This is a genomic window from Lacticaseibacillus casei DSM 20011 = JCM 1134 = ATCC 393 (genome assembly GCF_000829055.1).
In the GTDB taxonomy this organism is placed as follows: domain Bacteria; phylum Bacillota; class Bacilli; order Lactobacillales; family Lactobacillaceae; genus Lacticaseibacillus; species Lacticaseibacillus casei.
Genome location: NZ_AP012544.1, coordinates 721,791 through 733,288 on the forward strand (window position 1 = coordinate 721,791; position 11,498 = coordinate 733,288).

Genomic DNA, 11,498 nt, shown 5'->3' on the forward strand with positions numbered 1-11,498 from the left:
ATGTCAGTATTATACGACTTAACAGACAAATTGACCAGCTTGCAACGACTGGCAGAAAGTGGCAAGGCTGATCCAAAAGCTATTGCTGACACGATGGAAATGACTGAGGGCGACTTTGACGACAAAGCGGTTGGCTATGTCAAAGTCTATAAATCAGTCGAAGCAGACATCAAAGAAATCGACGCTGAAATCAGGCGTTTGCAAGAACGCAAGACAAGTGCAAAGAAAAACGCTGCGACGATTAAATCACGATTGGCGCAAGCGATGGTTGAAACTGGTCGTGAACACATTCATACACCACTATTCAGCATTTACACACGCAGAACAGTAAGCGTGGAAGCACCAGAAGACCCGAATAAGTTGCCACCAGAGTTCATTAAGACCACATTGATGGTCAACAAATCCGACTTGAAGAAAGCATTGCAAGCTGGCCGTGAGGTACCAAACGCGCGACTGGTTGAAAACATCGGACTGGGGGTACGGTAGATGCAGCCAATTAAACATGCATCTTCAATTGATCGAACAAAGAACTGGCGAGTTTTAATTTATGGAAAGCCTGGTGTCGGTAAGACGTCAGCTATCCGCAATCTTGATGGCAAAACACTCGTATTAGATCTGGATGACAGTTCCAAGGTGCTATCCGGTGCAACGAACATTGATGTGCAACCATTTGACCGAAGCAAGCCGAGCGAGGAATGGAAAGAATTTCTGAAGAATCTGGCTGAACGTGTTTCTGGATATGACAATCTGGTGATCGACAACGTATCAGCATTCGAAAAAGACTGGTTTGTCGAACGTGGTCGTGCCAGCAAGAACGGCATTGGCAACGAGATTCAGGATTATGGACAATGGGCGAATTACTTTGCCCGTATCATGACCATGATTTTCATGGACGCACCAGTAAACGTGCTAGTAACCGCTTGGGAAAACACACGAGACGTTACGAGCGAAACTGGGCAATCATTCAGCCAGTATGCACCAGCAATTCGTGACAGCGTGCGTGACGGGCTATTAGGTCTGACAGATGTGGTAGGACGCGTGGTCATCAGCACAAAGACAAGCCATCGAGGAGTTATCCTTGCAGGCTCAGATGCAATTTTTGCCAAAAATCGTTTGGATGATCGAACTGCGTGTGCCATTGAGGACCTCTTTAAGTTTGGAGGTGACAGTGATGTTTCAGCTTCATCCTTACCAGAAGGAGCTAGTTAATCAAGCAAGAGAAAAGCTGGCTGACGGTCACAAATCTGTACTGCTAGTCAGCCCAGCGGGATCTGGTAAGTCAGTTATCATCGCTGAAATAGCTAGGTTGGCAGTCGAACGTGGCGGCCATGTGATGTTTATGGTGCACCGACAAGAACTAGTTAACCAGATCGTGCAGACTTTTCAGGCTGATGAGATCGACTTGCAGGCAACCACAATCATGACAGTTGGTAAGATTGCCAACCGCCTGAATCGATTGCCGCGACCCTCTTTGATCGTTACCGACGAGAGCCATCACTCTCTGGCAAAGACTTACCTAAAAATATACAGCTTTTATGCAGATGTTCCGCGTCTCGGCTTTTCGGCCAGTCCGTGGCGAATGAATGGTCAAGGATTAGGGAATGTTTACGAAGCGATGGTAGAAGGTCCATCAGTTAAATGGTTGATTGATCACCAGTACCTAGCACCTTACGACTATTATGCCCCCACACTGATTGATGTTCAGAAACTGCAAACATCTAGTACCGGCGATTATACTAACAAGTCGATGGATGCGGCCGTGCCTAAGGCCATCTTCGGTGATGTGGTTAGCCACTATCAGCATTTGGCTGGTGGCCGCCAAGCGATCGTTTACGCCCATAGTATCGAGGCGAGTAAACAGGTCGTTGAGGCATTTCAATCGGCAGGCATCACAGCTGTGCATGCGGATGCGAAAACACCAAAAGGACAACGTGATCACATTATGGCTGACTTTAAAGCCGGAAAAATCACCATTTTATCCAACGTGGATCTGATCAGCGAAGGTTTTAACGTACCCGATGTCGGCGTGATCATCATGCTGAGGCCAACTGCTTCGTTGGTACTGGATATTCAGCAGTCAATGCGCGGCATGCGATACAAGCCGGGAAAACGGTCGATCATTATCGACCATGTAGCCAATGCATATCGGTTCGGCTTACCTGATACTGAGCACGAATGGACACTGAATGATCGGCCTAAAAAGAAAAAACGTGACAATATGGGGCCGCCTATTAAGACGTGTGATGCCTGTTATGCGGTCATTCCAGTACAGTACAAGATTTGCCCTATCTGTGGGCATGAGCTTGAAGCCGAATCGACAGGGATGGACGTTGACGAAGCCGCAAAGCTTAAAAAGTTAACTGCCAAAGACTTTAAGTTTGTGGTGCATCATCCGAACCGTATGCAGCCATCAGAAGCAAAAAGTCTCAAAGATTTACAGGAAATTGCCCGCGTTCGGGGTTACAAACCGGGATGGGCTTACTATCAAGCAAAAAATCGCGGCTTTATTGCCGACAGAAAATGGAGGAAACAAGCATGACTTTCAGTATGACAACAGACTATTCCAAGATTGAGGACCAGAGTTTTGAAGCTTTACCAACTAACTCCTATGAAGCACTGATTGAGAATGTGCAGGAACGTGCAACCAAGAATGGAGCAGAGTCATTACAAATCAAGTTGCGCATCCGAAACGACCTAGATGCGGCACTGCCAGAAACAAACGGCAAATATCACAATCGCGTTGTGTTCATGGATAACTGGAAGCGTAAGGCCACCAATCAATATGACATGGAAGGTTTGCAGTACGTTCTTGAGGCAGCACAGGTTCCGGAGGGTACTGCGATCAACTCATTTGAAGATTTTGGCCGTGCGCTTATTTTGAAGCCAGTCCAAGTCTTTATCAAAAAAGAAAAAAATACGTACAACGGCGAGACGACCGACGTCAATCGGATTGCCCCGTGGAATTTCAAGAAGACACAGTATCCGCAGGTGAACCACAAGTGGAAGGAAACTCCTACCAATCCAACGCAAGATAGCGGACAGCCAATTGATGTTTCAGACGAAGATCTTCCCTTCTAGGAGCGCGAGGTGGTGAATATGTATGAACAAATTCCATCAGAACTCCGGTCCCTAAAGCAATGGGGACTTTATCAAAAAATTTGGCAACCGGAAAAACACAAATATACGAAAATCCCATGGTCGGCGGTGACCGGAAAACGTGCTAGCTCTACAAATCCAGATGATTGGACGACCTTCGACAACGCTTTACAGTATCTGAAACAATCAGATTTCGCGGGTTTAGGCTTCTTTTTTGTTGATGGTTATGTTGGCATTGACGTTGACCACATCGGCCCCGACTTGGATCGCTTGGAAAACGGCGACAAGCAGGACAATATGGCGTTTGAATTTTTGGATGCAATGAAATCCTATGCCGAGACGTCCTTGTCAGGTGAGGGCATCCACATCATCATTCGCGGAAAATTGCCTGGTAGTCGGCACCGCAAAAAAAACGTTGAGATGTACGAATCAGGACGATTTTTTGCCATGACAGGCAATAAAATTGGCCCCTATAGCGGAATTAATAAACCGGATCCGCCAGCCTTAAAAAAGCTTTACGAAAAGTACATCGAACCGAAGTCAGTTTTGAAGATGCCAATGCGGACTGACGATCGCTTTGCCGTCAACAATCTTTCAGAGGATGAGATCATTGCAAAAATGCTTAATAGCAAGACCGGTGATCGGATCCGTTTGTTGTTAGTCGGTGGCTGGGAGAAGTTTTACACATCGCAGTCAGAAGCCGACCTGGCACTTGCAAATGATTTGGCATTTTGGACAGGCCGAGACTTCAGCAAAATGGACAGTATCTTCCGCGGATCTTCGCTCATGCGACCTAAGTGGGACGATAAACATGGCAAAACCACGTATGGCGTGGCCACACTCAATAAGGCCATCAATGAAACATCGAATGTTTATCATCCTGAACGTGAGCGAATGAAGTACGACCTCTCTGGCTTAATGGGGGAGTCCAAGAAACCGAAGAAGAAACTGCCGCCGCGGTCGTGGGATGACACCGGCAATGCCCAGCGCTTTGTTGATCATTTTGGAGATGCTGCCCGATATTCCTATGTTGACAAAGCATGGTATGTCTACAACGGCAGTTACTGGGAGCTTGATAAGCAAGGAAAACTCGGCTCAATGGTGGACATTGTCGTGGACGACATGAAACGCGAGAAAATTGTCATCGCAGATGGTATGGATCCGGAAGAAGCAAAGAAGAAATGGTCAAAATTTTTGAAACAATCACGTTCCAATTCTGCCAAGAAAGCCATGACCGAACAACTGCGACACCGTTTGGCCGTCATGCCGGAAGAATTCGATCGGGATAAGATCTTGCTAAATACCATTAACGGTTATGTTGATTTGTCCGATGGTGAACTGCATGACCATGACGTTAAGAAAATGTTTTCCAAAGAAACCGGTGTTGAATATACCGATACCGTGGATGCCCCAGAATGGCGGCAGTTCCTTGATCAGATATTTGATCACGATGAAGAGCTGATTGATTATCTGCAAAAAGCGATTGGCTATTCGTTAACTGGATCTACTGAAGAACAGGTCATGTTCATTCTTTATGGTAATGGGCGGAATGGTAAGTCAGTTTTCATGGATACGCTGAAACATGTGGCCGGATCCTATGCAAAGTCGATGTCAGCAAAATCAATCATGATTAAACAATCGGATTCTGCCGCCAATTCTGACATTGCCCGGCTCAAGGGCGCACGACTGGTCACGGCCAGCGAACCGAATGAAGGGGTGCGCTTAGATGAAGGCTTGGTCAAAGAACTAACCGGAGGAGATATGGTCACCGCGCGCTTCTTGTATGGTTCGGAATTCGAGTACAAGCCAGAGTTCAAGCTATGGTTGGCAACAAACCACAAGCCAATTATTCGCGGCACAGACGATGGTATCTGGAGGAGGCTGATGCTGATCCCGTTCAATGTTCAGATTCCAGAGAACAAAGTCGATAAACGCCTGGCATATAAACTTGAGCGCGAGTCGGTCGGCATTCTGAACTGGGCTGTGGACGGCGCGTTGAAATGGCAACGAGAGGGTTTGAAAGCACCGGCCAGCGTTCAAGCGGCAAGCAAATCTTACCGCGCCGAGATGGACACGCTTGAGTTGTTTGTCCGAGATTGCTGCGATCTGGGACCAGATTATCAAGCCCCGGCTGGTGAGCTGTTCAAAGCTTACCAGAGTTGGGCAGAGAGCAATGGCGAATACAAGATGCGCAAGCAGAAGTTTGGTGCGGAGATGAAACAAAAATTTAGGAGTAAGAAAAACAACAGCATTTTCTATGTGGGTTTGAAAATCAAAAGCGATCCAAGACTGAACTGGGCACAACGGGAGTAAAGATGGTTACGGGAGGATGAACGGGAGGATATAAAAATCTCCAAACCCTTTGTGGATCTAGTATTTGTCTCCTCTTTTCTTCTTACGGGAGGATGAATTCAAAAAGTATATATATAAAAACAAAAAATATATACGTAGAGAAAACTTTGTTTTGATTTATCCTCCCGTTCTCCCGTAACAGTTCTAAAACCCTTGTGAGAGTATGGACTAGCATCTGTATGCATCATCCCGTAAGTCCTCCCGTTGAAAAAGAAAGGAATGATTGAGATGAAAGTAACCGGAATGAACTTTGATGTCATTCAAGATGAATATGGCAAGATAAAAGTTGCTTTGTTTGCAGAAGATGAAAATGGATCATTAGATAGGGTGTTGTTGGTGACTGATAATTACGAACAATTGGTTCGAGCAGCACAGGCTTTGAACTTTGAAACTGTTAAAGGCACTTTAAGAACAACCGGCCTGAATTTTAATGATAGTGAAGAAGTAACCGGGGAAAATGAAAATACCGTGCGAACATCTGAGGGGTACTTCAAAACGACAAATCAATTCGGCGAATGGTCGATATCAAAAATGAATCCGGCTTATCATCTGACCGGCGGTGGTGCCGATTGAAATCAGAACACGAAATTCAATCAGAAATTATGTTGGCATTGTCGCGAGCTGACTGCACGATTATTCGTACGAATGTCGGAAAAGTCAGAACTGAAACTGGTCGAATATTCATTGCTGGACCACCGAAAGGATGGCCGGACCTAACCGGCTTTCGCCATCGCGACGGTCGGTTGATTTTAATCGAAGTCAAAAACGAAAAAGGCCGTCTTCGACCAGAACAAAAACACTTTGCCGAATTTATTCAGCGGTTTCCGGTAATTTACGGCGTATGCAGATCGGCAGACGATGCTGTGAAGCTATTGGAGGAAAACAAATGTACGTAGTAGCAGATTTAAACACAGGAACCGAGTATTACCGAGCCAAGTATCAATCTCGGTGTATCCGCTGGATAAACGAGAACATGGCCAAACACACGGAATCGCACAACACCCGTGGCGACAACATTAAGGTCGATATTCCGGAACCACTGATTATTACGAAAGTAGAGGACGAAAAATGAGCGAAGAAAAACTGTACGCGGTAAAGAACGATGAAGGAAAATACTGGGACTTTTCGGATGGTTCTGGTTTCTGGATATTAGACATCCCAGATTGCCCTACAACTACTAGTAAGGAAGAGGCTGAACTAGTAGCTAAAAATCAGGGTGGGCACGCTATCACGCTCGTTGAGGAGCCTAAAAAGGTAGTACTGAGCAAGGAAGAGGCCAAAATCGTTGAAGATGCACATAATGACAAATATCCAGCAAGTTATATTTCTGGAAACACCGATGGAGAGAAGTCTCTAATGGAGGCATTTGTCAACGGATACACCGTGGCAAAGGAGAAGAAATACAACGTCAAGGTGCCACATACCAAAGAGGTTTGGTATTACAAGTCTGGCGATACAGATTTGTTGACGATTTGCCCAGCGGATAAAGAGTTTCGTGGAAAGTTCACTGAAGCAGAGATCGAACATTACGGCTTGCAAGACTGCGAAAAAGAAGAGGTGACTGACGATGAGCAATGAGACGAAGCGGGACGTGTTCAACGATTTAGTAGAGCAACATCAAAACTATGTTATTACTGTTGTTGGTGACTGTGGAGTTAAAGACAAAGCAATTGAAGGCTGGAACAAACGCTATTCCGCCGCCTTGCCAGATGATCTGCCGGTGATTCCCAAAGCGGTGGGCGAATACATCCGATGGTGCAAATCATATGATGGCATTCATGGTATATCGGAAGCACTCTACTACGCAACGGAAAGCAATAGAAAATGGATATATAATGCAAAAAATTCAGATACCTTTGCCCGTGCATGGTTGCTAGGTGTCTGGCGCGTTGAGGAAACCGGCGAAATCGTGAAATTGGAGGCGGATCATGGCTAACAATAGGTGGAAAACAAGTTTTGGAGCAGAACGAAGATTTGAAGCGAAGCATGGCATTTATACGCAACGTAGGTTCTATATTCAGGCGTACAAGCTTTATCAAGCTGGGATAAAAGTTGGCCGAATGAAGTCTTCTATTGATGAATTCATAGGTGAGCTTTTGTGCATGAGCCAAATCTATCATATCGAAGAACTGCGATGGAACAACAAAAAAATTGACGAGTTCGTGAGAAAGAACAAGCAAAAATTGGAGGAAGAAAAATGAACATACATGAGCAGTTCAAAGGCGGATTCACACGTGGATCAGGAATTCGTACTGAGGAAATTCTACATGATGATCGTGTTACAAACGAACATGTGCTTCAGTTCCTGATGTATGATGCGAACTTGTATCCTTGCCCGAATCTAAGTACTTGGAAACCAAAAGCTAGGCAATCGGTAATCGATTTTGTTAAAGAGCGAGTTTCCAAAGTTAATGCTGATGTTTGGGTCGATGATGTGCAAGTCAAGACATATGAGGTGGAGAAATGAAGAAATACGATGCGGAAAAAGACGTTTCAACTGTTCAAAGCGCACTTAGGAAATATATTCTTGCTGACTTCATGGATGGCGATGGCGATAGCGATTTAGAAGACTTGATTGATTCACTTGAAAATAAGCCAAAGTATCTAGTTGAGGGCAAAGACATAGACGCATTTGATCGTCTTTACAATTATGATCAAACTAAATTTGTTGAGATTATTTATTCTGAATGGCATGAGATGGAAGCCTGCAACATTAATGCTTTATTAGACTACTGCCATGAGCAAAAATTTGAACACTACTGTGAAGATAGCGAGGATAAGAAATGAGAATCGGCATTAATCGGTTCATGTCATGGATTGGTTTCACGTTAGCTGTTGTGGCTTCATTCATGCCTGAGAAGCATTTGGCTTATGGCCATTACAAAACGTTTGTTTGCTTGACACTAGGAGCAATATTGTTTGCGCTTTGGGACATCGCGGATGTAATCAGGGAGGCGGAGAAATGAAACGAGAAATTAAGTTCAGAGCGTGGGATAAGAAAAATGAGTGTTACTTGTATGACATACAAAAAGCATACGACATGCTGAGTGGCTGTGTTAAGTATGACGATGGTGAGGATGCTGTTTATGAAGAAGAATGCTTTGCCGGATTCTTAGATAATGAGCAATATATTATCGAACAATACACCGGCCTTAAAGACAAGAACGGACGAGAAATCTACGAGGGCGATATTGTAAGCTTCGGTAGTGTCTGGGATAACGGTGATAATGAAGACCTAGATGAAGAGATTCATATCGGGGTTGTTGAGTATGATCCGCATTATGCTGTATACAGTGTAAATTGCGAGGAATCAGGCGAACGTCGCTTTCTGTTCACGGATGTTGTTAATTATGATGGCTTTGGAGTCATCGGGAATATTTTTGAGAACAAAGAGCTGCTGGAGGGAAAGCAATGATTGCCGTCATGCTGCTAATCGTAGGTGTTGCAATGTGGATGTGGGCTAACTGGAAAAGAATCAAATGATTGCAAATGAAAAAGCGCGTCTGATGAAGGACGCGCCGGAGGCCATAATGCATATGATTGATAGCAAATGGAATCATTTAAAAGGAGTTGGCCTCCTCGAGCATTATAACAAAAGCGCACCATCGCGGCACGCTTATCCTCAAACCCAGCAAAATTATACCATAAGGAGTGGACGCAGTGGTGCGAGCAACGAGATATTTTAGCCCAATTGATCATGACAAAACAATTGAAAACGCCAAAGAGGTCTTGAGGAACTACTGGCATCACAAGCGGCTCGCTCAACGCACCAAAATAGCGCTCAGAAGTCCCGTGATGGACGGCATGCCCAAGTCACCTAGCTATGGCAACAAAGCCGAGGAAAAGGTAATATCGCACGCTGACGAGCTGTACTACGTTGAATGTTGTGAATCGGCAGTTGATGCTATTGAAGATGAGGATTACAGAACGATATTGTCTGAAAGCTACCTTATTCCAGCAAGCAAACGAAAAACAAACGAAGCACTTTTCGATTTGATAGGTGTTGGCAAGACGGCATATCAAGACAAAAAGAAGCAAGCACTTATTGCATTCGGTGAACTATGTCCGCTGGTAAAGCTAGAGCGAACTAATGGCGAACTATATGCGAACTAAGTGCGAACCAACCAACCGTATTTCCGTCATATGATTGTATTGTGCCAAAGGTGAGAAACCTGAGACACCGCATTTTTCCTCCGAGCCATGGTGATGATAAAGCTGTGGCAAGGCGTGGCAAATGGACTGGCTGTGATAGTCAGGCGGGTTCGATTCCCGCATGCCACATTGTCCAGTTTAGCGACCGGACACAGCTTACGATGACCCCATCTGACACTGGGAGAGCGAGCAGAAGACATATGAAGCACAGATATCACCTCAATGTAGTATTCCAGTTCATGCTGGGGTACTATTTTGTTGACCTCCTATTTTCCACCCGTTATACTTACTTTGCTAAGGAAAAGATTTCATTACCAGCTTGATGCGAGGAGGAGAATGATATGATTTGGTCAAACGAACGCAAATTGTCGCTTAGCGGTTGGCTACAAAAAAACGACTATTCTAGTTTCGATACCCCATTGAAGCTGCAAAAGTTTTTATTTTTTTATGAGTCTTCTGCTAAAGTAGAGGCTGACAATTACGATTTCGCAAAACTAAAGGGATATAAGAATGGCCCTGTTTTTAGTCAAGTGTGGGGAGACTACACTAAAGAACGGCAAGGATTCGAGGAGAAAAGTAGGACCGCTTATGAAGAAGATCCTTCAATTGTCAACGAGCCACGCGCGAAAATAATTGACTTTTTCATCAGAGTTAGTAGCCCTGTTGAACTTTCTGAAGTTACACATCACATGGATATTTGGTCTAAAAAGAAGGATCGAATAGATCGAGATGAAAAACAAGTTGAGCTTGACAGTGACGACTTTTCCAAGCACGATGCCGACATTATAGAGACTATTAGAGAGGCATTTCCTATTTCATATGTGGAAACTCATAAGGTTTTACCAGTGGGCAATAAGAGTTTCGTGATGAGTAATGAGGATGCTGTGAGGTTAACGCCTGAGCAATCAGCTACTCTTCAAGCGCTTTCCCAAGAACCAGAGCTAGATAATCCTGTTTATGTGCATTTGGACGCAAACGGAGGGATTATTGTTGATTAAGGAAAAAGATGTGATAACCCTTTTGGTTCCTTATCCAACGGAGGAATCGGCGTTGGCCTCGAATTCGCATATGTACATTTGTGAAATTGCCAATGAAGGAGATGCGGCTCTAATAAAATGTGAAACTTTCAAAATTAAATTTTTGGCTCATCCTCCTGTCAGATCATTTGTTAAAGAATATCCTTCAATCGAAAGAAACCCGTTTGTTAATCCTACCCTAATAGATTGCGACAAGGATTTCCATGTCACTGGAGTTTACATTCCTGAAAAACTCTTAGCAAAAAGACGGAGAAATATATGCGATCCCCTTTTTTCAAAAGTTATTGAGATGTTGGACGATAACGGTCATGAGAGTGAGGAGCTTAACCCTAGAGAGCTAATGGTTCTAAATGCTGCATTATAGACATTATCTGAGACGCCACGTCGTCTTTTATTTACCCAAGCACTCCGCCAAACGGTGAGGTGCTATTTTTGTGCAACAAAAAAGCCTCCAGCCACCCAAGCTGAAGGCACACATGAGGAAGTAAGTGTGATTGCAAGGTGACCTGCCTTGCAAGATCAGTATAGCAGGTGAGTTTATCAAATGCGTAAAGCTCTTGTACCGGATTTGTACAGGTTTAAAAAGGCAATAAAAAAGCCGGCAGTTTGCCGGCCAGTTAATTAGTCTTTCTTATCTGTGCTGAGCTTGTTTTTCACATCATCTAATGTATCTTTAACAGCATCTTTGGCATCATCAAGCTTTTCCTTGGCCTTGCCAAGTATTCCTTCTGCTTTGCCCTGTGTTTCACGAGCCTTATCACCCGTTACTTTGCCTTCAACTTCTTTAGCTTTACCGGAGATCTTGTCCTTGGTGCTGTCGACTTTACCATCTAAACTCATAGATATTACCTCCTTTTAACA

At 44.4% G+C, this 11,498-nt stretch carries 18 protein-coding genes; 17 read left to right on the top strand and 1 reads right to left on the bottom strand.

The window, feature by feature from the left end; genetic code table 11:
• From LBCZ_RS03715 to LBCZ_RS03800, 17 genes are all read left to right on the top strand, one after another.
• Complete coding sequence (locus LBCZ_RS03715) at positions 1-486, top strand: siphovirus Gp157 family protein (protein ID WP_025013666.1); 486 nt, start codon at positions 1-3, stop codon at positions 484-486.
• Entirely contained in the window at positions 487-1,209 is a 723-nt protein-coding gene (locus LBCZ_RS03720) for an AAA family ATPase (protein ID WP_032959027.1), read from the top strand.
• Entirely contained in the window at positions 1,172-2,539 is a 1,368-nt protein-coding gene (locus tag LBCZ_RS03725; protein ID WP_025013668.1) for a DEAD/DEAH box helicase, read from the top strand. Before LBCZ_RS03720 ends, LBCZ_RS03725 begins: the two co-directional genes overlap by 38 nt.
• Positions 2,536-3,078 carry a DUF669 domain-containing protein gene (locus LBCZ_RS03730; protein WP_025013669.1) on the top strand — a complete coding sequence of 181 codons (543 nt, stop codon included), beginning with the start codon at positions 2,536-2,538 and terminating at the stop codon, positions 3,076-3,078. The genes LBCZ_RS03725 and LBCZ_RS03730 overlap by 4 nt, the downstream gene beginning before the upstream one ends.
• An 18-nt stretch (positions 3,079-3,096) precedes the next feature.
• The gene (locus tag LBCZ_RS03735; protein ID WP_039638777.1) at positions 3,097-5,409 is read left to right on the top strand and encodes a phage/plasmid primase, P4 family; all 2,313 of its coding nucleotides are present in this window, start codon (positions 3,097-3,099) and stop codon (positions 5,407-5,409) included.
• A gap of 243 nt (positions 5,410-5,652) precedes the next feature.
• Positions 5,653-6,021: a hypothetical protein gene (locus LBCZ_RS03740; RefSeq protein WP_198408228.1), complete on the top strand. Its 369-nt coding sequence runs from the start codon at positions 5,653-5,655 to the stop codon at positions 6,019-6,021.
• Entirely contained in the window at positions 6,018-6,344 is a 327-nt protein-coding gene (locus LBCZ_RS03745) for a VRR-NUC domain-containing protein (protein WP_025013671.1), read from the top strand. The genes LBCZ_RS03740 and LBCZ_RS03745 overlap by 4 nt, the downstream gene beginning before the upstream one ends.
• Positions 6,335-6,520 carry a hypothetical protein gene (locus LBCZ_RS03750; protein ID WP_025013672.1) on the top strand — a complete coding sequence of 62 codons (186 nt, stop codon included), beginning with the start codon at positions 6,335-6,337 and terminating at the stop codon, positions 6,518-6,520. Before LBCZ_RS03745 ends, LBCZ_RS03750 begins: the two co-directional genes overlap by 10 nt.
• Positions 6,517-7,026: a DUF1642 domain-containing protein gene (locus LBCZ_RS03755; protein WP_025013673.1), complete on the top strand. Its 510-nt coding sequence runs from the start codon at positions 6,517-6,519 to the stop codon at positions 7,024-7,026. Before LBCZ_RS03750 ends, LBCZ_RS03755 begins: the two co-directional genes overlap by 4 nt.
• Entirely contained in the window at positions 7,016-7,384 is a 369-nt protein-coding gene (locus LBCZ_RS03760) for a DUF1642 domain-containing protein (RefSeq protein ID WP_015975082.1), read from the top strand. Before LBCZ_RS03755 ends, LBCZ_RS03760 begins: the two co-directional genes overlap by 11 nt.
• A complete protein-coding gene (locus LBCZ_RS03765) occupies positions 7,377-7,649 on the top strand; it encodes a hypothetical protein (protein ID WP_025013674.1) in 273 nt (90 codons plus the stop codon). The genes LBCZ_RS03760 and LBCZ_RS03765 overlap by 8 nt, the downstream gene beginning before the upstream one ends.
• Positions 7,646-7,915 carry a hypothetical protein gene (locus tag LBCZ_RS03770; RefSeq protein WP_025013675.1) on the top strand — a complete coding sequence of 90 codons (270 nt, stop codon included), beginning with the start codon at positions 7,646-7,648 and terminating at the stop codon, positions 7,913-7,915. The genes LBCZ_RS03765 and LBCZ_RS03770 overlap by 4 nt, the downstream gene beginning before the upstream one ends.
• Complete coding sequence (locus LBCZ_RS03775) at positions 7,912-8,235, top strand: hypothetical protein (protein WP_039638780.1); 324 nt, start codon at positions 7,912-7,914, stop codon at positions 8,233-8,235. The genes LBCZ_RS03770 and LBCZ_RS03775 overlap by 4 nt, the downstream gene beginning before the upstream one ends.
• A gap of 175 nt (positions 8,236-8,410) precedes the next feature.
• Complete coding sequence (locus tag LBCZ_RS03785; RefSeq protein WP_025013978.1) at positions 8,411-8,863, top strand: YopX family protein; 453 nt, start codon at positions 8,411-8,413, stop codon at positions 8,861-8,863.
• Positions 8,864-9,108: 245 nt separating this feature from the next.
• Positions 9,109-9,561, top strand: coding sequence for an ArpU family phage packaging/lysis transcriptional regulator (locus tag LBCZ_RS03790; protein WP_025013980.1), 453 nt, complete (start codon positions 9,109-9,111; stop codon positions 9,559-9,561).
• 380 nt (positions 9,562-9,941) lie between these two features.
• Positions 9,942-10,598, top strand: a complete 657-nt coding sequence (locus LBCZ_RS03795; protein ID WP_025013981.1) for a hypothetical protein — start codon at positions 9,942-9,944, stop codon at positions 10,596-10,598.
• Positions 10,591-11,001: a hypothetical protein gene (locus tag LBCZ_RS03800; protein WP_025013982.1), complete on the top strand. Its 411-nt coding sequence runs from the start codon at positions 10,591-10,593 to the stop codon at positions 10,999-11,001. The genes LBCZ_RS03795 and LBCZ_RS03800 overlap by 8 nt, the downstream gene beginning before the upstream one ends.
• Positions 11,002-11,258: 257 nt before the next feature.
• Here the strand turns inward: LBCZ_RS03800 and LBCZ_RS03805 are convergent, their stop codons facing one another.
• Positions 11,259-11,477 carry a CsbD family protein gene (locus tag LBCZ_RS03805; protein WP_025013983.1) on the bottom strand — a complete coding sequence of 73 codons (219 nt, stop codon included), beginning with the start codon at positions 11,475-11,477 and terminating at the stop codon, positions 11,259-11,261.
• Positions 11,478-11,498 lie beyond the last annotated feature (21 nt).